The sequence below is a fragment of the Streptomyces sp. H27-D2 genome, from assembly GCF_035828615.1.
Taxonomy (GTDB): domain Bacteria; phylum Actinomycetota; class Actinomycetes; order Streptomycetales; family Streptomycetaceae; genus Streptomyces.
The window spans coordinates 1-21,886 of sequence record NZ_JAYMZR010000108.1 but is presented as its reverse complement, the minus strand read 5'-3'; the positions used below and the strand labels follow the sequence as shown (position 1 = coordinate 21,886).

At 65.8% G+C, this 21,886-nt stretch carries 20 protein-coding genes and 1 pseudogene; 2 read left to right on the top strand and 19 right to left on the bottom strand.

Annotated features, from left to right (window positions below; genetic code table 11):
- Nucleotides 1–595 precede the first annotated feature (595 nt).
- Nucleotides 596–1,636, top strand: coding sequence for a hypothetical protein (locus QMK28_RS29200; protein ID WP_326442674.1), 1,041 nt, complete (start codon nt 596–598; stop codon nt 1,634–1,636).
- A gap of 105 nt (nt 1,637–1,741) precedes the next feature.
- Here QMK28_RS29200 and QMK28_RS29195 read toward each other — a convergent pair whose 3' ends face one another.
- From QMK28_RS29195 to ccmA, 15 genes are all read right to left on the bottom strand, one after another.
- Nucleotides 1,742–2,173, bottom strand: coding sequence for a DDE-type integrase/transposase/recombinase (locus tag QMK28_RS29195; RefSeq protein ID WP_326442673.1), 432 nt, complete (start codon nt 2,171–2,173; stop codon nt 1,742–1,744).
- A 307-nt stretch (nt 2,174–2,480) separates the two neighbouring features.
- Nucleotides 2,481–2,789, bottom strand: coding sequence for a transposase (locus QMK28_RS29190; protein WP_326442672.1), 309 nt, complete (start codon nt 2,787–2,789; stop codon nt 2,481–2,483).
- Nucleotides 2,790–3,474: 685 nt separating this feature from the next.
- Nucleotides 3,475–3,672, bottom strand: a complete 198-nt coding sequence (locus QMK28_RS29185) for a hypothetical protein (protein ID WP_326442670.1) — start codon at nt 3,670–3,672, stop codon at nt 3,475–3,477.
- Nucleotides 3,673–3,799: 127 nt separating this feature from the next.
- Nucleotides 3,800–4,696: a lantibiotic dehydratase C-terminal domain-containing protein gene (locus QMK28_RS29180; protein ID WP_326442669.1), complete on the bottom strand. Its 897-nt coding sequence runs from the start codon at nt 4,694–4,696 to the stop codon at nt 3,800–3,802.
- Nucleotides 4,693–7,272 (bottom strand): hypothetical protein, encoded by a 2,580-nt coding sequence (locus QMK28_RS29175; RefSeq protein ID WP_326442668.1) that lies wholly within the window; start codon nt 7,270–7,272, stop codon nt 4,693–4,695. Before QMK28_RS29175 ends, QMK28_RS29180 begins: the two co-directional genes overlap by 4 nt.
- Entirely contained in the window at nt 7,269–8,450 is a 1,182-nt protein-coding gene (locus tag QMK28_RS29170) for a PqqD family peptide modification chaperone (protein WP_326442667.1), read from the bottom strand. The genes QMK28_RS29175 and QMK28_RS29170 overlap by 4 nt, the downstream gene beginning before the upstream one ends.
- Nucleotides 8,451–8,543: 93 nt before the next feature.
- Nucleotides 8,544–8,726: a thiocillin family RiPP gene (locus QMK28_RS29165; protein ID WP_326442666.1), complete on the bottom strand. Its 183-nt coding sequence runs from the start codon at nt 8,724–8,726 to the stop codon at nt 8,544–8,546.
- A gap of 71 nt (nt 8,727–8,797) precedes the next feature.
- Nucleotides 8,798–8,974, bottom strand: coding sequence for a thiocillin family RiPP (locus tag QMK28_RS29160; RefSeq protein WP_326442665.1), 177 nt, complete (start codon nt 8,972–8,974; stop codon nt 8,798–8,800).
- 41 nt (nt 8,975–9,015) lie between these two features.
- Nucleotides 9,016–9,186 (bottom strand): thiocillin family RiPP, encoded by a 171-nt coding sequence (locus QMK28_RS29155; protein ID WP_326442664.1) that lies wholly within the window; start codon nt 9,184–9,186, stop codon nt 9,016–9,018.
- Between the two features lie 120 nt (nt 9,187–9,306).
- Nucleotides 9,307–10,065 carry a nitroreductase family protein gene (locus QMK28_RS29150; protein ID WP_326442663.1) on the bottom strand — a complete coding sequence of 253 codons (759 nt, stop codon included), beginning with the start codon at nt 10,063–10,065 and terminating at the stop codon, nt 9,307–9,309.
- Between the two features lie 3 nt (nt 10,066–10,068).
- Nucleotides 10,069–11,748, bottom strand: coding sequence for a hypothetical protein (locus QMK28_RS29145; protein WP_326442662.1), 1,680 nt, complete (start codon nt 11,746–11,748; stop codon nt 10,069–10,071).
- Between the two features lie 9 nt (nt 11,749–11,757).
- Nucleotides 11,758–12,468, bottom strand: coding sequence for a TOMM precursor leader peptide-binding protein (locus QMK28_RS29140; RefSeq protein WP_326442661.1), 711 nt, complete (start codon nt 12,466–12,468; stop codon nt 11,758–11,760).
- A gap of 38 nt (nt 12,469–12,506) precedes the next feature.
- A complete protein-coding gene (locus QMK28_RS29135) occupies nt 12,507–13,841 on the bottom strand; it encodes a YcaO-like family protein (RefSeq protein WP_326442660.1) in 1,335 nt (444 codons plus the stop codon).
- On the bottom strand, nt 13,838–14,878 hold the full coding sequence (locus QMK28_RS29130; protein ID WP_326442659.1) for an ABC transporter permease: 1,041 nt from the start codon (nt 14,876–14,878) through the stop codon (nt 13,838–13,840). Before QMK28_RS29130 ends, QMK28_RS29135 begins: the two co-directional genes overlap by 4 nt.
- Nucleotides 14,878–15,852 carry a heme ABC exporter ATP-binding protein CcmA gene (gene ccmA, locus QMK28_RS29125; protein ID WP_326442657.1) on the bottom strand — a complete coding sequence of 325 codons (975 nt, stop codon included), beginning with the start codon at nt 15,850–15,852 and terminating at the stop codon, nt 14,878–14,880. Before ccmA ends, QMK28_RS29130 begins: the two co-directional genes overlap by 1 nt.
- A 282-nt stretch (nt 15,853–16,134) precedes the next feature.
- Here ccmA and QMK28_RS29120 point away from each other — a divergent pair, with 282 nt between their 5' ends.
- Nucleotides 16,135–17,040 carry a helix-turn-helix domain-containing protein gene (locus tag QMK28_RS29120; protein ID WP_326442656.1) on the top strand — a complete coding sequence of 302 codons (906 nt, stop codon included), beginning with the start codon at nt 16,135–16,137 and terminating at the stop codon, nt 17,038–17,040.
- 11 nt (nt 17,041–17,051) lie between these two features.
- Here the strand turns inward: QMK28_RS29120 and QMK28_RS29115 are convergent, their stop codons facing one another.
- The 4 genes and pseudogenes from QMK28_RS29115 to QMK28_RS29100 form a co-directional block, all read right to left on the bottom strand.
- Nucleotides 17,052–18,248, bottom strand: coding sequence for an amidohydrolase family protein (locus tag QMK28_RS29115; protein ID WP_326442654.1), 1,197 nt, complete (start codon nt 18,246–18,248; stop codon nt 17,052–17,054).
- A gap of 25 nt (nt 18,249–18,273) precedes the next feature.
- Complete coding sequence (locus tag QMK28_RS29110) at nt 18,274–19,410, bottom strand: MAB_1171c family putative transporter (RefSeq protein ID WP_326442653.1); 1,137 nt, start codon at nt 19,408–19,410, stop codon at nt 18,274–18,276.
- Complete coding sequence (locus QMK28_RS29105) at nt 19,401–19,994, bottom strand: hypothetical protein (RefSeq protein ID WP_326442652.1); 594 nt, start codon at nt 19,992–19,994, stop codon at nt 19,401–19,403. Before QMK28_RS29105 ends, QMK28_RS29110 begins: the two co-directional genes overlap by 10 nt.
- Before the next feature lie 604 nt (nt 19,995–20,598).
- Nucleotides 20,599–21,653, bottom strand: a pseudogene (locus QMK28_RS29100) (ISKra4 family transposase); the annotation flags it as partial.
- Nucleotides 21,654–21,886 lie beyond the last annotated feature (233 nt).

The following is a 21,886-nucleotide window of genomic DNA, read 5'->3' as shown; positions in this document are numbered from 1 at the left end:
GGAAACGCACGCGTGAGCACTCCCAGAGCGATGCGATCCGAAAACCGATCACCCTGAACTTCCTTCAACTGACCGGGCCTTGGCACACCAACTCAACGAGCCAGCACCAGCAAAGTCACCGGTATTGCGCCTAGCCCAGCGACAGGCCACGTCGAGGATCTGGGTGCTTCCACGACCCGCGCCATCGCACCGAGAGCCCCGTACAGACACCACCTTCAGCAAGAGATCGCAGTTCACAGCCCGTTTCGTATTGTGATTCTCAGTTCGGTGAACAGGCATTTCTCATTGGCGTGCGTCAGCTCTCACCATGTGCCCGACATGGTTTCCATAACTGCCTTACGTGCCAGGGCGTTTGGGGCCCACCGGAATGGGCGCTGGGCTGAGAATCGATCAGGGCACCTATATGAAAGTCAGCACTACAAGGACGCGAACAGCACCATCCCGGTGGGCGTCACGATGAACGCTAGTATCCAACGGGCCAATGGGGCGACCGAGGAACTGTTCCCCAACGTCTACGTCACCAACACCCTGGGGAACACCGGGACGCTCAACCTCGGTAACTGATCCCACCCAGTTCACGCCAACGGGAGCCAGCATGAGTCTCACCACCCCACCGCGGCCGTTCGACGTCACCGCGCTCTTCCCTCAACTGGCCCCGTTGGCGCGCACGGCGACCCGGCTGCACCCGCGGCCGGGGGCGCCGACCATGCACGACAGCTCCGTCGGCGGCCCGCTCCTGTGGCCCGCCGACGAGCCGTGGCCGCATTGCGACGGGCCGCACGACAGGCACGCGGCGCCGGTGGCTTACTCCCCGGACGACGTCCGGGTCCTCCGCCATGACCTCGCCGCAGCAACCGAGCGGCTGCGCCTCGACCCCGAGGCGCCCGAGGTCGCCCCCGAGGAGCGGGAGAACTGGGAGCGGATCAAGGTGGGCCGCCCGTGGTTCGACGGCCCGATCCCCCTCCTCCCCCTCGCCCAGCTCTACGCCCGCGACATCCCCTTCATACGGCCGCCCGAGGCCGATCTCCTCCAGGTCCTGTGGTGCCCCTTCGAGCACGAGGAGGCCGCCCACCCTCGCACAGCCCTCTTCTGGCGCTCCTCCGCCACTGCCACCGACGTCCTCGACGCGCCGCCCGAGCCGCCGATCGTCCAGTCCGTGTACTACCTGCCGGAGCCGTGCCTGTTCTCACCAGAGCAGGTCACCGACTATCCCCACCCCAGGGAGCTGAGCAAGGAGCTTCAGAGCCAGCTGGACGACGAGCGCCGCTGGGAGGCGATCGACCCTGCGCTGTTCAATACGTACGCGGACGACCCGGGCGAGCTCTACCTGAAGAACCTCTGCACCGCCCCCGGCTGGAAGACCGGTGGCTGGACCCGCTGGGGCGTCACCGACCCCGTCGCCCGCCCCTGCCCCGAGTGTGGCACCGAGGCGGTCCCGCTCCTCACCATCGCCTCCTCGGAATGGGATTCCGCCAGCGCCACCTGGATCCCCGAGGAGGACGGGGCGACGACCCCGCCTCCCCCGGACGACCCGGACGGCAACTTCACCAAGATCGACATCGTCGGCGGCTACGACCTCCAACTCCACCTCTGCCCAGCCTCCCCGAACCACCCGCACATCGAACTGGTCCAATAAGCAAGCCCGACGCCCGAGCACCGGGCCACCAGCACGATTCCCGAGACGGGTGCGAGAACGCCAAGACGGCGCCTGTGGTGGCCCTCGTACTCGACCACCTCGGCATCACCTGATGACGCCGCCCACGCCGGGCCCAGACCCAGCCTGACGCTCGCCGAGGACGATCCGCCGTCGGCACCACTGGGCGACACCACGCTGGCGCGGGGCCGGTACCGCCTTAGCCACCACTCGGGGCATGAGCGCGATGCTCACTCTGTGACGAAGTAAGTACCGGCCGCAGAGGGCAACGGCGAGGCCCACCGGTGAGCAGCCAGGGCAGACATCGACACGGGCCACGGCGTTGTCCAGGGCTGCGACGGCCAGGCGGGACTTCATCCGATGGTCTACGGAGTAACCCACGATCCTCTTGCTGAACACGTCCTTGATTGCACAGAGATACAACTCCCCTTCGCTGGTGGGATGTTCGGCGATATCGGTGAGCCACAGCCGGTTCGGGCCGTCGGTCGTGAAGTTCCGGCGGACGAGGTCGTCATGCACCGACGGGCGGCCTCCTTGGTCCGCCCGCGCTTCTTCCCGAAGACGCTCCACCAGCGGTTGTCCCGGCAGATCCGCCACGCGGTCCGGTCGGCCATGCCCGATCCAGCGCTGCGGGCTTCGCCGGCCAGGAAGCGGTAGCCGAACTCGGGGTCCTCGCGGTGAGCGTCGAACAATGCGTTCGCGCGAGCAGCCTGATCGAACTCGGCATCGGTCACCGGTCGGCCGAGCCAGCAGTAGTAGGGCTGTCTGGCAAGCTTGAGGACCCGGCACGTCACCGTGACGGGCACCCCGTCGTCGGCCAGCTCTTTCACGAGCGGGTAGATCCTTTTCCCGGAAGATTCGCCTGGGACAGGTAGGCCGCGGCCCGGCGCAGGACCTCGTTCTCCTCCTCCAGCAGCTTGATCCGCCGACGTACGTCGCGGAGTTCCGCGCTCTCCTGGCTGGACGTTCCGGGCTTGGTCCCGTCGTCGATGTCGGCGCGGCGCATCCACTTCCACAGCGTCATCGCGTGGACTCCGAAGTCGGCAGCCACCTGCTCGACCGTGACGCCCGGGTCGCGGTTCCTCGCGACCCGCACGACATCCTGGCGGAATTCTTCCAGGTATGGCTTGGGCACAGCAACATCCTTCCCACCTGCCCCACAGGGCAAGCCAGTTCAGATGTCACCCGATCGTGCGGCAGACCCAAGTTAGCCCCGGATGCCAAGCAGTTCGTCATCGACCGCTTGTGCACTATGGCCACTGAATTCGGCGGCGAGGAGACAGCCCAGCGGTTGAAGGAAGCCCATGGCGTGGCTGCGCCCGCTGCTCACTCGCTTGCGGCATAACCTGTTCATGAAAGCTCGACGGGGTCATCCGGCAACCAGCCCTCCCTATAGTCGGCGGTCAGGAGCGCGACCCCATCGGGGAAGACCATCCGGCGCCGCCCGCGTAGTTGGGGCACCGGCCAGAGAACGTGGCCGTGGCCTGCCTTTCTCGCGTTTCCCGCCTGCTCATCGGTAATGCGCACGATGAAGACACGAGACGCGGTCAGACTCTCACGTCGCACCCGAACGTGCTGATGCAGTCCGTACGCGACTCCCTCTTTCCCACTGCCGACAAACGGCCAGAAGGGGGCGTCGATCCGGCCTGAATCAGCCTCGGTTCGGCAAACCGCTGCTGGGTCCGAGCGCGCCGTCCGGTCATGGCGCCGCTCGGTCCGCAGGATGACTGAAGGCCGCGCGGCGACTCGTGGAGCCTGATCAGGGCGACCACGTAGCCGCGCGCTTCCATTACGCGGTCGTGCGGCGAGTCTGCCGTTGACTACCGAAGGGCCCACAGCCGGACTGCAGGGATGCCCACACCGATCGCACTTCCGATGCCGATGCCGACGCCTACACCGAGCCCGACGTTGTCGACGATGAACAGCCCGGCCAGCAACCCGATGACGATCCCAGCCAGCATGCCTACCACCAACCCGGTGGGAACTGACGGGGCTTTGAGTACCTCATTGTTTGTCACACCATCATTGTGCAGGAAAGATACGGGGGTGCTGACACATGCTTGCGGTCGCCGCAGCGGGCGGGAGCTGTCGCACGCGTACATCCTGGGAGCCGGTCGGCGTCGCGGGCTTCGGATGCCGGGCGTTCTAGAGATTGGTAACTGACATCCCGTGCAGCTGAGCAGCCATGATCCCCAGAAGGGCCTCCTCGCGCGGAAGAATTCCCAATCGGTTGCACATCATGTGGGCTTGATGAAACACCAAGTGCCCCGCACTGTAAGGTGTTCCGTCCTCTGATGCGCGAACGAGGTATTCCAGAAGAGACATCGTCCAGCCCTGCGTGTAGGCGTGCACGGCCGGATCGGAAGCCAGGAGGGCAACTTTCACAGCTATCCCCCAGAGGTCCTCACCAGCTGAGCTGCGGAGTTGAGCGCGCAGCCCTTCAGCTTCCTTCCCCGTGTCATGAGTCCACCAGGCTAGGTGCCGCTCCCAGAACTGAGGGATATCAATGTCTTGCCCCAATGCTTCAATCGCTGCCGCGGAGGCATTGAGCAACAGCACGGCCAGGGCTGCCCGATCTGGGTGCCGCGGCAGTCGGCCGGCCCACAAGGCTAGTTCGCTGGAGCGCTGGAATACGCCCTCAGCGAGTTCCGTGCCGGCCGGCCCCCCGTATTTAGTGTCCTCGGGTTCGTAGATCGTCACATCCGCGCCGGAGTGTCGGCCGCTGAAGGGGCGCAGTTCCAACGGAATCAGGGATCCACGGCTCGAAACCTGACGACGGGACAGCTGCTTGAGCTCTATTTCCAGACGCGGTAGTTGACGATGCAGCAGGTCCAGTGTGTTTCGCGGTCCATGGACTCGAAGTCGCAGATGGGGGCCTTTCCAGTCGGTGTATTGGATGAAGAACCAGCGATTGGCGCCGTGAGTGGTCGCCAATTCAACGAGCGGGGGTAGGCATGTGGAGACCGCCAGGTCCAGATGGTCGATCCCACCGGGGTAAAGACGGGCGTACCACCAGTCCGCTTCGAGGAGAGCGTTGCTCATCGGATGTCCCCCAACCGGGCGTTCCTTTTTTCAGCGGGCGGAGGGCTCTTTGGGCAGGGGCGCTCCCACCGCATGAGTGACACATGCTCAGCGGCGTGATGACGTCCCAGGTTGTCCTGGAGCCAGAAGGTGAACCTGTTCGGATGCGCCTCAGACAGACAGATGGCCTTTGCTTGCTTCGCTTTGCCGATGTGGTTGATTGCGGCCCATATTGCATGCGGACTGCGGAATGAGAGCCAAAATGGCTTCCCGCTGGATGGGCCCGCCAGGGTGAGTGGCGACGCGGACTCGACAGAAACAAACACCTCGTCCGGGATTCCATGGCTGCTGCGCCACTTGTGTATGCGCCGAAAGTACGATGCATGGGCTTCATCGGTGTCGGGGCGTGGCAGCAGGGACGGGTCAAAGCGCCAAGTGCGTCGCCGTAGTACGAGACGGCGGTGCGTCCTGCGGGGAATCACTTCTATGTCCTTGCCGACAGGCGGCGCTGACACGTCGATCGGGCTGCGCGTGCAGCACATCCGGGAGCCATTGACCCATGGATCGGCGAGACAGAGCAGCAACCGTGCGACCCCCGGGATGAGATGCTGGGGTACAACACCCAGATACACCGGGGCAATGGCATTGCCCTCTCGACCCACGAATTCCAGGGTTCCAGTGACCGGGTCGTGCCTCATCGCAAAGACCACATCCGAAGCCGGCGACTCGTTCTGCCTGGAAGGCTCACTGGGCCAGCGGAGCTGGGGCAGTACACCGTCGGCCGCGTAGTGCATGCCGTTGACGTCGCCGGCCAAGGTGACCTGGAGGGCGTCGGCCTGTGGAAACAATTCCGCGACCCAGCCGCGCAACTGCTGTGTGAGACCTCCGGGGGCGGCATCGGATGAGTCCAACTGCTGACGGAACCGCGCAATCAACCCTCCGATCCCGGAGTTGTACTGATTGACAACGGTCTGGTGCCGGCCACGCTGGATGTCTTCAGCCGACTGGCTGGCTATCTGGTAAAGGGCGGCCACTGTGGGGGGCGCGCTGCTGGCGGCTACGGGCAGCCAGGCTCGGTCCGTGGGGCGCCCCGACTCTCGGTGGTCGAGCTGAAGCGCCTGAAAAAGTTTGCCTTCAAATCCGGGAGCAGCGGCAACTGCCCATAGAAACGCGTAGGCGTCCGAGCAGTATCCGCCAGTGCCGTACCTCACCACGAATTCGTCACGGACCCAGTCATACACATGCGAACGGAAAATGTAGGGACGAATCAGCTCTCCCAGTTCGGCCAGGTCTTCCCGGATCCCCTGAGCCGGCAGGCTCAGCGGAATATCCGAGACGGCATCCTCATACACTGCGAAGTGCACTGGCGGTTGAGGGTCCCCCTCTGGGGCCGACCGGATGCCCGAGGCGAGGCGACCCACGGTGCGAACCCGTTCGCTCCCCGAAAGCAGATGAAGCCCCGCTGCTTCTTCCTGCAGTTTCCTCAAGAGTTCCGTGGTCCGCTGAGCGACCGGGTGACAGAGTGGCTCAACCTTCTGGGCAAGCGCCAGAAGAGGGTGCTGCTCGTCTGCGCTCCACGGGAGTACGAGACAGAGCCAGCCTGTGTCGAGCAGGCGCAGGAACCCCCCGAACGGGTCTTCGCCGCCGATCCGGGCAAGGCTTTCGGCAATGGTCATGCGGGGCCACGGGATGACCTCTTCCAAAAGTCCGCCGTAGAGGGCTGCGTCGACCAGCGAGTCCGTGCGCCAGGCGGCGTCACCGGAGCCGCCGTAGGAGGGCATCAACAGGTAGGGGTGGTCGGCAACGTAACGGAGCGACTGGTTGGGTTCGACCTGGAATGCCGTCGCGAACCGCTCGTCCCGCGCCAGGGTGTCCAGCCAGCTGCGGACGTGTTGCTGGTCGGCGTAGCTGTGACCGGCCCCATCGGCATGTTGCCCATCAAGGGCCAGAGCTGTTAGGCGGCTGAAAGGACTCGTCTTGAGGGCGGCTCTGGAGACATACCCGAGCACTGAGCGGGCTGCCTTGCTATGCGGTTCGAGCGGCCTGGTCGTCAGATGACTCAGAAGGTGGGGATTCGCATGGGAGAGGCCCTGCTCGAAGCGGTGATCGGCGAGTACGGTTCTGAGGTGATTCGTCGCTTGTGCGGTCTCTGCTTCGTACAGTTCGTCGGTGTGCGTGCGAAGCGAGGCCAGCTTACGTATGTCGTCGAGCCATTGCGTCATCATGTGGATCGCGGGGCGGGTGAGGCTCTCCGACAGTGCCTGAACGACGGCCGCCGACAGCTTGGCGGTCCGGTGGTTGTGCACGGCGCGGCGTAGTTCCAGGGCTGCGCGCCGAATTGCGGGTGCTTCATCGAGCGTGGGGATCGCTTCATGCAGAGCGTCCGACAGCGGACCGGCCTGTTCTACGAGCCGCTGTTCCAGTGCTGTCTCGCGCTGCAGGTGTTGCGAGGTGATTGAGAGATCAATATCCAGTGCTTCCACAGGGAGTTGGTTGATCCGGTGCACAGTGCAACTGGAAACAAGAGGAGCAAGGTCGCCCGCGGCATCAGCCAGTGAGCCCTTCCAGGGCACGGGCGCCGCTGGTTGCGTGGTCATCCGCGTATGACTCCTTCGATGAGGTGCCACCACCACATCAGGACAAACCCGACCATGAGGAGACCGTAGATTCCGCACACCAGGCCGAAGAGGCAGTATCCGACGCGCTTGGGCCTGCTGCTTGCCAAGAGATGGCTGGGCAACGGGGCCTTGGTGACCAGGTGGACCAGAAAGGCAAAGGAGCGTCCTCGGATATTTACGGAGCCCATGGCGGACTCCAGTGCGTGATATCCGTCCGACGGCAGAAGCGGGTTGAGATTTACGATCATCAGCAGCAATTGCAGCTGGAGTAGTGCTCCCGCGATGTCGTGCACCGCTCCGCTGCTGTTGAGCAGAATCACACCGGTGATGCCTGCCCAGATGGCATCGCTCATGGGGCCGGCCAGAGCGATGAGCGCGCGGGGTGCGCGGCCGCGAACCCGGTAGGCGTCCGTACGGTCCACGTATGCCACCGGCATCACGTACAACATCAGAGTGACACCGGCTTCTCTGACAGGGACACGCAAGGTCTGGCATACCAGCGCGTGTGACAGCTCATGGACAGCGATCTGGAGCATCAGTACCAGCGCTGCGAGCCACGACCACGAGGAGTAGGAAGGCATGCCCTCTTCGGCCAGGGCGTAGCCGGCTGCGACCAAGCCACCGAGGGTCAGAGCTGCCCACGCGGCGACCACTATGGAGATGCGCGACTTCTGAACCAGTCGGGCGACGGGCTCCAGGAGGACGTGAACGGAACTCGTCAGCGCCTTGCGCGGCATCTTCTGTTGCAGCGAATACTTCAGAACGCGCTCGCGCCGAGTCTGCTCCTGGGGTTCGAGTGTCAGGACTCCCGCCTGCCTGACCTCGGTCAGGAAGCGTACGACTGCCGTTTCGATACGGCTGGGGTCTGCGGACGATGACGAGGTCACGCGACGGATCACGTCCCGTGCGGTGGCGCCCTCGGTGAGGAGCTTGAGAACGACAGTGCCTGCCTGCGAGACAGCCACGTATTTGCCGGTCTCGGCGTCGAAGAGCAGTGGCCTTCCGTCGAGGCCCACTGTCTGCTCGATGGTGTCCCTCAAGGCCAACGGCTCGGTGTCCAGCCATGCGGTGTCCGTCGTGTTCGCGTCCGCGGATTTCGAGTCGCCGTCGTCTGGCGCGGTTCCCTGGAGCGGGGTAGCCGCGGCGGTGGATCGCATGGTTGGCCTCCTGAGGGGAATAATGCTGAGGCCCTGCCCGGCCGGCACACTGAGACTGTGCCGGCCGGGCAGGGGGTCAGCGCGGAATCTCGATCAGCCGGCCGAAGAGGCGCTGCTGGCGGTACCGACGCAGGCAGCCGGGCAGCTGGCCGAGGCGGCGGAGCCGAACGAGGCGGCGGTGCCCAGCAGGGCGCTGTCGGCGAGCGGCTCCACAGTCATGTCCTCCACGGACAGATCGATAGCCATGACGTCCTGGGCATTGTTGTCTGCGTACATGCTGGTGCTCCTGTTTTCTTCGGTGTTTTATGGATGGACGGCGGCCGGCGTGTTGCCTGCCATGGCCCGGCTCAGCCGGACGAAGAAGCGCTGCCGCCGGTCGAGGCGGTGGACGCGGGGCAGGTGGCACTGCCGAACGTGCCGATCGAGCCCCAGGTGCCCAGCAGCGCTGCGTCGTCGAGGACTTCAGCGGTGAGGTCGCTGGCCATGTCCTCGGCGAACAGGTCGATGATCGCGGTGTCGTTCACTGTGAATCTCCTTGCGGATATTGCTGGTTACGGACGGTTGGTCAGCCCTGGGAACTGGCGGTGGCGGCGGTGCCGACGGTGGATCCGCCGAGGGAGCCGAACGTGCCGGCCGTCGAGATGGACGCCAGCGCCGAGTCGGTCGGCAGGGCGTCGATCGTCAGAGAGGCGTCCTCGGCGAACAGGTCGATGATCACGTCGGTGTCGTTGGGCATTGCGCCGCTCCTTGTGTGGTGTCTTGCGTGATCGACGGTCGACACGAGTGGAAGCCGCCGCTTGACCGCACCCTGTCCGGGCGCGGAGTCTTGGGGTGGCGCGGTGTGGTGCTGTCGCTGTCAGAATTCGTCAGCGGCGAGCGGGTAGCCGCAGGAGAAGGCCAGCAGCTGGGCGCTGCGGTAGCCGTCCGCCGGCACCAGTGGCTTGAGCGCCGAGGCCAGGAAGCCGGCGAAGATGCTGCCGACCAGTCCGCGGTCCAGAGCTGTGAGCCACGCTGTCTGGGCGGCGGCGCCGGCCCGGGTGAGCAGTAGTCGGTGGCCGTGTTCGCCGTGACGGTCCAGTGAAGCCGCCATGGGGCCGCACGTCATGACGATCGCTGGTGCGTCGGCGAACTCGAGCTGGAGGACCAGGTCACCCGCTGCCTCTCCATCCGGGAGATCCGCGAGCCGGATGAATTCCCCGCCCGTTGGTGAGTAGAGGTGAATGCCGGTGGACAACCCGGCTACGTTGCGAGCCGCCACGAGGAACTCGAGTTCGACTCCGGCATCGTGGTCAGGCCAGGCGGAGCGGTCGAACGCCGCAGCGCGCTCGACCACGGCCGCGAGGACTTCTACCGGCACGGCCTGCGGGGCGTAGGTACGCACCGACGACCGCCGGCGCAGTACTGCTTCCAGCGACTGCTCACTCGGTGGCGCCGCGACAGCGGCCGTCCTGTCGTGGTGCGTCGCACCGGCTGCCTGGAGAGCTCCACGAAGTTCGGGAGTCGGCGTGCCCGGTGCTTCACGCAGGGCTTCGGAGTCCAGCCGGGCGCGCACCTGCAACTGCCGCATCACTTCGCTGGAGTCGAGAAGCGCGGGCAACGGAGACTTCGTCTGCATGAATCAGGCCTCTTCTGTGGTGAAGGGACGGAGCTCCAGCACGCCCGTGATGGGCTCGGCATCGAGATCGAGATCGAAGGCCGCAGCGAGCGCTGTGTCGTCCCAACGGTCCAGCGGGCGAGCCGAGATACCGAGGGAACGCGCTGCATGGGCCAGCTGCGCGATGGCTACACCGGCGTCGAGGTGAACGATGCGCCAGGCGAAGGTGGAGTACTTGGATGCCACGCGGGCCAGGGCACCGGTGAAGACGATCGTCGCTGCGGCCCAGGGTCCGGGCAGTTGCGCAACGTCCGCGGCGCCGGGCAGCTGGGCCAAGCGGTGGCCGGCCGCGTCGTAACCCCACGTACCAGCCGGGACACCTGTCACGTCCCGGACGACCGCGTGAAGGGTCACCGAACCCAGATTCCCTCCGGTGGGTGACCAGCGTGGGACGCTCCGGGCCGAACCCGCCTCGTCCTTGCGCCCGGCGGCGACCAGAAGGAGCGACGCCAGATGGGAGAGATCGATCTGGTCGACCGCCGGCGGCGTCGCCGCTTCCAGCGCTGCCTGTGGCAGTACCCCTTCCGTCGGAAGGGCGAGCGTGGGCGCGCTCGGCCAGCGCTTGCCCTCGTGCTGCAGCGCGACGTTACCCGGCTTGTAATGCACCTGATGGTCGCGAGGGTTCAGGAGTTTCCGAGGGGGGAAACCGACCGAGGTCTCGAACGCGAGAGCGAGCGGGACGCCCGCCGCCGTCAGTGACGACCTGCGGTCCGTCTGCTCGGGGACGGGAGCCATGACGTACAGGTCCTGCTGCCACGCGTCCAGGTCGGTCCGGACGAGGCCTCGGAGCACCACGGTGGAGCCCACTCGCCCCACGATCGCCGTCACTTGATTGGTAATCATGGCGATGGCCATGGCGCGTGTAGCCGTTTCGTCCCGCGTGGAGTTCTGCCGCTTCGCAGCCGTGACCGCGGCCGCGGCGCGCTGGCGCTCCACATCGTCGTAGGAGACGGTGAATGCGGGATCGATGTACGGACCGAGATCCAGTGTGGAGCCGAGGAGATGCGCCGGCAACATCGCAGTCCCACGGGCCGCGCACCACTGACCCACCGCACGCAGATCCGTTCCCGCACCGACGCCGACCGCGACCACCAGATCTGGTTCGCCCTCGGGGACACCCGGCCCTTGAGACACATGGGCAAAGCCGGCAGCGACGAGGCTTTCCTGGAGCAGGGCTCCGGTCTCGCCCTCGCAGCTCACGGCCACCCGGGTGCTTCTCAGCCGTTCCAGCACTTCGGACGCGTTGCGGTTGACCCTCGTGGAGTCAAGATTGCGCGACAGGAAGACGGCCGCGGGGGTGTCCACGGCAGGGCTTGCCGCGGCTGCACCTTCTTCCAGAAGTCCGCAAGTGTAGAGGAGGGCGAGAGCCTGTTCCACGTGCTGTACAGGGACGCCGGCCTCCCCGGCTACCTCCACCGCGTCTCTCGTGCCGTCGAGCAGGGGAAGGAGGTTCGGGATCAGCTCACGGGTGGCGGCGCCGCGCAGTACCTGTCGTGTGGGCCCGCCTTCGATGAGCAGCCCGCCCGTAAAGGGCACCACGACCAGGCCACGGCACAGAGCGGGGCGGACGGGGGCGTTGAACTGCGGATCCTGTGCGACAGCGCGTCGCATGTCCTCCGCGGATACGAGTTTGTTGTCGGCCATGGCGCTACCTCACTGATGAGCGGATATCGACGGTGCAGCCGTGGGGCCACCGTGGGCGGGTACAGGGGCCTCACCATGGGATGTCAGGAGGGGAGCCAGGTCCCGGGCCAGCTCTTCCCAGGTCGCCGTGGCAGGGTCCGCCGTCGAGGTGCGGCAGCGGTCGCATCCGTGCACACCGACCACTCTTGCGCCCATCACGTGCTGTTCGAGGAGATGCCAGTGGCGTACGTTTCCGGCGAGCTCGGCGGAGGCTCCCGCCTCGAAGCGGCGCAGTACGTCAAGGGCCATGCCGGCCGCCATGTCTACGTGGTGGGGAAGGAAACCGCCGGTTCCCGCCGCGGGGAAGGTGTCGTAATGGGCGTGCAGGGTGGCGGTGTGTGCACCGTCTCGCTCGTGCTGGCTGCGCCGTCGCCGGAAACAGCGGTAACAAGCGCCTTCACCGGGCACGACCACCGGACCGATGCGGAGCCGGGGGTGCTCGGCAACCACGGGGAACCAGGCGGTGCCCCAGTCGGCCGATCGGGCGTCCAGAATCTCCGCCAGCCTGGGGGCCTCTCGCCAGGTGGCGAGGATCCTGACCTGGGCCGCCGGCCAGACGGAGGAGTGCTCCAAAGCGCTGTTCTGGTCCGAGGTCACCGTGATGTCGTGGCGCTCGAGTCGCAACCGGTCGGCCACGGCCGACCCGAATCCACCCACCGCGAGGACGTGCACCTTCGTCATGGATTTGCCTTCTCTGGGTATGAGGTGTCTGTCGGCGTTCAGGCGAAGGGCTGCGGCAGCGGGTTGATGTCCGCCTCGCTCCGCACTGGATATCCCATGCGAGCCGGTGCTTCGTACAGACGGGGATGCGCCAGGAAGCGGGCCCGGTGCGTGAAGGACAGCGGCATCAGTTCCGGGATGATGACGCGGACCACTCTGAAGCCCACGTCGCGGGCTTCGTCCGTCGTGCATTCCACGGCGACCACATTGCAGCCGGCCTGCTTGAGCCGGTCCACGAGCAGCGTGAGGTCGCGTCCGCTGTCGCCGCTGGTCATGGTGGGCAGGGCGCTGAACGGGCGGCGGGCGTCGTTTTTGAGGAGGAAGTCGTAGTCCCCACGTCGCTCCGGCCGCCCCATGTACGAGGCGCCGTGAAAAACGTGCAGGAAGTCGTCCACGGAGTCCGGCATCTCGCGACGGACTTGCATGGCGATACGGGACGACGCGGATTCGCGAATGATTTTGGCGATCGAATCGGCCGGGTCCAGGCTGGTGTTGCACATCACCATCTGCCCCAGTACTTCGTTGTGCGGAGTGAGGTCGACTGAGTACACCGTCGGGATCCCGAGGTCGGTGGTCGCGTCGAAGAAGACGGTTTCGACCAGACTGCCGCGGGACTTCTCCAGGAACGGGGCCAGATTTTCCGGTACGGCATCGAACTCGATCCGCGGCAGTGCCAGACGCTGGTACCAGGTCAGTGCGATCGCGTCACGCTCCACCACCTCACACACCGCATTGACCAGTGCCTGGGCGAGGTCCGTGTGCGTGGCGCATCCGGTAGAAATGGGGTTCGCATAGCGTTCGCCCCTGGACTGGGGCGGGATGTGCATCCACACCCCCACCGCCGGTACCCACTGAGGCTTTTCCAGGGTGAGTGACCATCCACGGACCCAGCGCATCGGTGACGCGGTGTCGACGTCGAAGGTGAGCGCTCGGGGGTGGGACAGTTCCTGTTCGGAGCAGCGTGGCAGCGACGTCAGATCGATCGCGTCCTCGCCGAGTTCCTCCGCGGTCGCCCAGATCACGCTCGCGGGCTGTACCACCGAGGTGGCGTAGCGCTCCAGGGCTTCGGCGACGCTCAGCCAGGCCGCCCGTTCCGGATCGGCGGCGCCACCGGCTCCGTCCATCTCGCCCCGGGCGTTGCGTCCTCGGGTGGACTCGGCGACATTGTCGGCGACATGACCGATCTCGCCGAGGGATGCGGAGTAGATCGGGAACCGGGGGTCCCCTGGGTGGTTGGGCAGCCGGTGGGTTCTTTCCACGACTCCATAGGGGCCCACCAGGGCATCGAGGTCGGTGAGACGACCGAGGCCGGCCTGCAGTGCGGCATTTTTCATCGTTCTTCTCCCTGGTCCCAACGGAACAGGCGGGCGGCGAGCCCGCCGAAGGCGATCGCGCCGGCCAGGAGGATCAGCCAGTCGGCAGTGAGACTGTGGGTGGATGCAGCCACGTTGAGGTCATGGTTGAGCGCGTCCACCAGGTAGGTCGTGGGCAGCGCGTTCGAGATGGTCTCCGCCCCCGAAGGGAGCATGTCCATGGGCAGGAACAGCCCGCTGGAGAAGAGGACGAGGGGCATCAACAGGCCCAGCAGGCCATTCACTACTTCGGCGTTGCGCATGCGAGAGGCGATCAGGTAGCCCAAGGCGAACAGCATGACCGCGCCGAGCAGTCCCGTACCCATCAGTCGGAGCGTGCCGGCGAGCGGAAGGAAGTCCATCCAGACCGCGACGACGCCGAGTATCACCAGTTGTGCGGCGACCAGCGCCAGTCGGACGGGTGCCTGGGCGAGTACGAACGTCATCCGGCTCAGCGGAGTGGTGCCGAGCAACCGCAGTGTGCCCCGTGCCCGCAGGGCGATCAGCGGAGTCGCGGTGCCGAAGAAGGCGATGGACATCAAGGCCATGAGCAGCCCCGTCGGCAGGGCTGCCTTGAGCGGGTCGAAGGGGGCCCCGCCCTCGGGCGTGGTGAAGTTCGTACGCGCTTCGCTGATGCCGCTATCCGAGAGAGCGGATCGCAGATTCTTCAGCGCGCCGAACTTGCCCGGGTCGATGACAACGGTGGCTGATGTTGATGTGACGCTCACGATCGCGTCGTAGCCCGCCAGGTCGCCAGTTCGGGGCGGGTCTGCCTTCTTCCACTTGTCCACGTGAAAGCCATCGACCTTTTCCAAATTCTCGATGGGCGCCGTCTGTTCTGATGCGGTTATCACCGCCATGCGGTAAGAGCTGCCTGCGGTCAGAGTGCCCAACCCGAGAAACATCGCGAGGAAGAGAAGGGGGAACACCAGGGTGAAGAATGCGGTCTTTCCGTCGCGGAAGAGCTCCCGGGAGTTCGTCTTGACCATCTGGCGAAATGCGGGGGTCATCCCACTCATCAGTGTTCCGCCTTTTGCTGCTTGGGCTTGCTGTCGAGCGACGGTTTGCCGGTGGCGAGGCTGCGGAAGACCGCGTCCAGCCCGCCCCTGCTGACACCGAGATCGGTGGCCAGCAAGTTCTGGTCGGCAGCGATACGCCTCAGGGTCTGATCGCCGATCGTGGTTCGCACCTGGACGGCGATCCGGCCCTCGGGGGTGGCAGCGCTCTCCATCGCTGTGACCCCAGGGAAGGTGCTGATCTCGGTGAGATCCGCGTCGGCTGACGTCGTGAAGGAAACAGTGCTGCTGTCCGCGAGTTCCGAGACCAGGCGGGCCGGTGTGTCACAGGCGGCGATACGTCCCCCGACGAGGACCGCCACCCGGTCGCACAGTTCCGACGCCTCGTTCATGTCGTGCGTGGTGAGGAGCACCGTGCCTCCCGTGTCGCGGTGCTTCCGGATGACATCCCACAGGTGTTCCTTGGCCTGTGGGTCGAGTCCGGCGGCCGGTTCGTCAAGGACGAGTACGCGCGGGCGACCGATGACCGTAACTGCGAGAAGCAGCCGCCGTGCCTGTCCACCGGACAGCGCCTTCACGCGTTGATGCCCCTCCTCCAGCAGCCCGACACGTTCCAGCACTGCGTCGACTTCATCGTGCTCCTCGTAGAACGAGGCCCACAGCTCGACCGTCTCCCGCACCGACAACTGGGGGAAGAGCGTGGCCTCCTGAGGCTGCACCGCGACCATTCGGCGCCATGCTGAATCCCTGGACGACGGGTCGGATCCCAAGACGTCGATGGAGCCGGAAGTCGGTTTGCGCAGCCCCGTCAGGCATTCCAGGAGCGTCGTCTTGCCTGCCCCGTTGGGCCCGAGCAGCCCGAAGACTTCCCCCTGCAGGATTCTGAAGCTGACTCTGTCCAATACGGTGCGAGAGTCGTACTGCTTGAAGAGTTCATGGACGGTTGCGACGGCGGTGCCGTGTTCTTCGCGTCCCATTCCTTCTCCCGTGTTCTGTGCAGGTTGCTTCATGCTCGATCCCGCCGTGCGGTTGGTCTTCGTTGGATGGACTCAGGGGTCAGCGGATGGTGACGTCGGCCGCAAGGCGGAGTCACTCAAGTAGCTGAATGGTGTGGTGGCCAAGTAAAGGGCTGGTGGAGGATGCTGTTCGGTGGACGCTCAAGGCCGCGCGTTCGCCAAATTGAAGCTACCCTGATTTGGAAACCCGGTCAACTGTCTAAGGTTTCCTTCGTTTAGACAACCAAGCTTGAGGGATACGACATGCCTGCTCGTCGCTTCGACGGACGCCGAGTGCGGGCAGTGCGACGCGCCGCCGAACTTACGCAGAGTGAGGTCGCGAAGGCGGTCGGTGTCGCTGATCCGACCGTCGCGAGCTGGGAAACTGGGCAGTCATCTCCTGACGGTGAGAAACTGCCCGTCCTCGCCAGGGTGCTCAGGTGGGCTCTGGACGATCTCTTCCCGCGGGCCGGCCTGCCGGATCTGGCCGATCTGCGATGCGACGCCGGATATTCCCAGTACCAGACAAAGGACTTGATCGGGACCAAGAGTGCGGGCCCTGTGGCCAACGCCGAGCGCGGTAAGCGGCGCCTGAAGGACAGCTATGCCGGTTTTCTCGCCCAGGGGTACCGGGTGAGCCTGGAAGAGTTGTTGGCGGCTCAGGAGCGGTCGTTCGGCCACCACGTTGCTGCCCCGGCGAGTGCCATCGCCCGTCCTCGCGCACAGGTGCCTCGATCGCTGGCGGAGAAAATCACCTACCTGCTGAAGCACTCATATCCTGGCAAGCAGACACCGCCCTCGGATGCGGAGATCGCCGAAGCGGTCAACAGCCATGCTGGTGGACCGGTCATCTCCGAGGAGGGTGTGCGCGATCTGCGGACCGGAGCGGAGCCTGCGACCTCGCCTGTCGTCTGCGACGGACTGGCCAGTGTGTTCGGCGTCTCCCCCATGTTTTTTCAGCCCGACGACGCCGTGGCTCGGCAGGTATTTGAAGGTCTACGGCTTCTGGCATCCGCCCGCAAGGGAGTGGTCGGCCGGGTGGAGGCCCGCGGGCTTGGCCCGGAAGGCCTGCCGGAGGACGTCCTGTCCTTCCTCAACGACGTTGTCGCGGAGATGCAGGAACGAGATCTGCCCGGGGCCTCGGGCCCCGGGCATAGCCCCCCTTTTTGATCGTCGGTGCTCTACGGCTGCGGTCGTTCGGTGGCCTGGTAGCGGGCGCCCGCCGCGAAGACGGCCTTGACCGCGCTTAGCGACCTGAGATCGGTGAGCGGGTCGCCGTCCACCACGAGGAGGTCAGCGCTGTAACCCCGGGCGAGCTGTCCGGCTTGGCCCCCCACACCCAGTGCGCGAGCCGCCTCGGCCGTGGCCATCTCGATGATGCGGTCGTTGGGCAACCCCAGATGCTCGTAGAACGCCAGACTGGAGACCAGCCCGTCGAATCCGGAGCGCTGAACTCCGGCGTCAGTGCCTGCGACCAGACGGACACCGGCATCGGCCATCCGCCGCACGAGGCCAAACATTGCCGTGGCCTTCTCGGGACCGAAGACCTTGGGCAGCATCTGCCAGTGGGGGCTTACTGTGGGGCAGACATAGATGCCCTTTGCGATGATCTGCGCCAGGACGTCTTCTCGTAGTTCGAAGCCCTCGGGTGTCATCCAGGTGCAGTGCTCAAGGGTGTTGACTCCGGCCTCCACCGCGGCTGCGATGCCATCTGTGCCATGGGCGTGGGCTGCGACAGGGAGCCCGGCCCGATGCGCCTCGTCGACAAGCGCGGCCAGCTCGTCCGGGCTGAACTGAGACTCCCAGCTCTTGGCACCGCCCTTGGTGAGACCGCCTCCGGTTTCCATCACCTTGATGACCTTTGCGCCTGCGGCAGCGTTGCGTCGGACAAGGGTGCGGATCTCGTCGACGCCGGACACCTCCCCGCCGAGAAACCAGCAGTGGCCGCCGGGCGGAGTGACCGGTGTGGCAGCGGAGATGATGCGTGGGCCGGGGGCAGCGCCGCGAGCGATAGCGTCAGCCAGGCGCAATGCCTGGCCGTTGCGGTCGCCTAGGTCGCGTACGGTCGTGACGCCGATGCCCAGGAGCTGCTCTGCTCGGGCTTCCATGTCCTTCAGCAGGCCGTCGTCGTCGCGGTTTTGAAGAGTCGCGACAGGATCCGGGCCTGCGTCAAAGGCCAGGTGGACGTGCGCATCGATCAACCCCGGCATGACCGTGGACTCAGGAAACACCAGCTGAGGTTCGCCGGCCGGTGCCTGAGTCTGGATTTCAGCGCGCGGGCCCACTGCGACGATCGTCTGTCCATCGATGAGGACTGCGCCGTCAAGGATGACTTCGCCCGGGATTCCGGTGATCACGCGGGCAGCGGCAATCAGCACGTCAATTCACTTCCACTGGTGTTGGTCAGGTGGTGGTGCGTAGGGCGTCGGACAGCGACAGGAGCTGTTGCACATCGGCATCCCGGTCTCGCCGCGAAGGTAGGGCCAGCGATGGTTGCGGCTCCGGACCCGGCGCACCGCGCTCGCGTGGGTGCGTGATGTCTCGCAGTCGCTGAGCCACGCGCTCGGGCGTCGTCGTGGCAGAGGCCACGGCGTTGTGGCGCTGCGGGGCGAGGTAGGGACTGATCTGCACCAGGCCGTCGCGGCATTCGATGATGCGCCGGTGATAGCGGCGATGCACGCCGCGTGCACGCCACCGGTCGTGCCAGGAGGCAGAGTCGCTGGTGGGGAGCACTGTGTGGGGAAACGCCTCGGACAGCAGCGACCACAACGGGTAAAGCTGACGGTGGTGTTGGCGGTGCTGATGCCATATCCGCATGGCGGTGATGCGATTGTGGACGCCGGGATAGGTGACGCCGACCACGAACAAGGGGACCGTCGTCACCAACAGAAGGGATGTGGCCAACGTCAGCGCGCTCGGGACCGGGCTGCCCTGACTTCGGATCACCACGAAAACAGCACGGATGAGACAAGCCGCCGCCATGCCGGCCAGTCCCACTGCGACCAGCCACAGGCCGGTGGACAGCGGGCGCTGAGAGATACGGGCGTAGCGCTGTGTCCAGCCGAAGGCAGCCGTGAGGGCGTACATCAGGTAGAGGCCCGCTACGCAATAGAACGCAGCGACGTGGGGGACGGTCATGTCCGCCGTGGAAAAGCTGCCGTCCAGCGCGGTGCGTGGCGCGGTGATCGTTATGGCTGTGATTACCACGATGACCAGAAACAGCGCTACGGCCTCGCGTCGAGCCCGTCGGCGCCCCGCGCGGCCGTCTGCCGCCGAGTAGAGGTAGAAGCACATGAGGAAATAGCACGTCGCCAGCAAGAGCACGTTCTGAGCCAGCTTGGCTGCGCCGTGCCCGGCAACGGCATCGAGCCCGGTGGCCCCTCCGGGCATCGCCACCGGGTAGGAGCAGCCCGCACAGACCAGACACAGAGTGACCGCACGGAGTGGAGCGTTTCCCGGGTCCTTGGAGAGCTGCAAGAGCTTCCACGCGATGGCGCCTGCAAGCGCGGACAGGAAGAGAAAAGTCACCGTCACAGCCATCCCTGCTTGTCTCCCAACGCGGCCTGAATCCGCTGCGTCGAAGGGTCAGTGGAGCCGGAAGGCGTTACGCGGTCGAGCACGGAAGCCCACTCCAGGATGATCGTCGCGATGAGTTCGGCTTCGTGCTCTTGTTCGGTGTCGTACGAGCAGCGCTGCAACGCACGATGTATCGCGCCGATCTCGAGGCCTGGCAACAGGGCATCCCATTGGGTATCGACGCTTGGGCCGTGATGATCAGCCAGGATGTGGCCCACCTCGTGCAGGATGATGTGGTCCTGATGGAGCGGCGTCGTGTCCCTCTGGAAAATGATCAGATCCGCGTTGGCAGTTTCGAACCACAGGCCGATCGGACCGGCCGGCGGCAGAGGATACGACCGCAACTCGATGTGTCGACCCCTGCTCTGTGAAAGCGCTTGGCACAGCTCTTTCACGCTGAGCGGAGGGCGCACGTTGAGCGTGCGCAGCAGGCGACGGATACGATGTTCCAGCTGCCGCTCGGATTCGTGGCTGTTGCCCGGAGGCTGCCTGCGGGATTCTCTTAGCCTGGTGTACGCCGAGCTGGAAATGATGGTTCGCCACGACATGAATGATTCGGTCCCCCTGCTCGCGACTGTCGCTCCTTAGAGTGCTGACAGTCGCCGTGTCGCCCGCCGGACTCCGTGCTCCGAATGGGTGGTGGAGGAGAGCCCGGCGAGTAGAACGAACCTTGTGGTCGGGTCCGCCCGATTTGCAATGGTCGGTGTCAGTTGTTCCGTAGTGCAGATCGCGCCACAGCGCTGTCCATCCCATGCCCCCGGTTAGTTCGAACGGCGGGTCCCCTTGCTCTTTCCCTGCAAGGCTCCGTTTGGTCGAACGGGGCCCCTTTCCTTCCGCCGTGGACCATATTTGCACAAGCGGTCCGGAACCGGGTGACGGGGCACCAGCAGGGCTTGACCGAAACGCTGTTTCGAGGTCGGCGCCCCAGGAGGCAGCATCTACTGGTTGGTGCAGGGCATCCCAGCAAGCGCGTCGCAGCAATGGTTGCCGTGCGTACGCGCGAAGCGCTGAAGGTGGAGCAGGCCGCCCCTTGTGGCAGCAGCCCAAGGGGGCCTGGCCCTGGACCTCGGACACGGGGCTATGCGGCTTCGGGAAGTGTAGTTGAGGGTTCGAAGAAGGGTGTGGCTCGTTCTCTGGGAACGCAGCGGGGTGTTACGCGGTGAGTTGGTAGGCCTCGGGGGCGGGGTAGAGGCGTTCGTGCTCGCGACGGCGGTGGTAGATCCAGTAGGTGTCGAAGTCGCCGTTGTCGAGCAACGTACGGAATTTCAGGACGGCTTCGGCGCCGGCAAGTCCCCAGCGGGCTCCTGTAATCGCCAGACGATCACCGATGATGTGCCTGCATGCTCCCTCGATCGCGCCGGTCGCGATCGGCCAGCCGCGCTTGAGGGCGAGGTCGTAGTGGAGTTGGCCGAGGTGGCCGGTGAGGTAGCGGACGCAGTCGGTGGCGCCCTTCCGGCTGGAGCGGGCCAGGCCCGATCGGGTGGCCTGTGCCTCGATCTCGGCGGCGGCCCGGGCGGCCTGGCCGTGCAGGATCGTCGTCAGGTGTCCGCCGACCCAGGCCTGGGCCTCGGGGCTGCCGGGCCGGTGGAAACAGTGCGCCGCCGCCCACGCGTATTCCATGACGTGTACGAAATCGAGCAGGACGTGCAGCTGGATACCGCGTTGTTCGGCCTCGGCGTGGATGAGGTCGAGCTGGTGGGCAGCACCGTCGACCAGGCAGAGCCAGTCACGGAGGTGGCCGGGATCGCGGGCTTCGGCCTGGTCGAACGCGGCCGCGATCACCGCCGCGGGTTCGTCGCAGACCGAACCGGTCAGCCATTTCGCCCGCGCTTTCGGCCCGGGACGCCGGGTCCGCTCGCCGCTGCGTCCCTGCGGCGGAGCGATCACGTCCTGCGGACGCCTGGGCGCCGGCTCGGCATCGAAGACGCAGGCCAGAGTCGCCATCCGCTTCCGGTTCGCCTTCTCACCGGGCGCGAGCCGGCACCGCGCCGTCCGGTTCTTGGCCAGGGCTTTGCGGGTCGCCTCGCGCAGGGCCTCGGGCCGCATGACGATGCCCTTCGCGTCCGCCTGCAGCACCAGGACACTCTCGGCCGTCGCCGGGGCGGGATCTTCTGGCCGTAGAAGGCGTCGATGTCACGGGCCGCTTCCACCACCAGCTGCTCGGCCTGGCGTTTACCCACCACCGTCCCGCACGCCCGGTCCAGGGCGCCCTCGCCCCATGCGCGCAGCCGATCCCTTGGAATCGATCATCTAGTGACAATACCGGTGACTTTGCTGGTGCTGGCTCGTTGAGTTGGTGTGCCAAGGCCCGGCCAGTTGAAGGAAGTTCAGGGTGATCGGTTTTCGGATCGCATCGCTCTGGGAGTGCTCACGCGTGCGTTTCCGCCGGAGCTGGTGGATGAGGTGGTGGTGGGGTGCGGACGCACTGAGGAACGTCGAC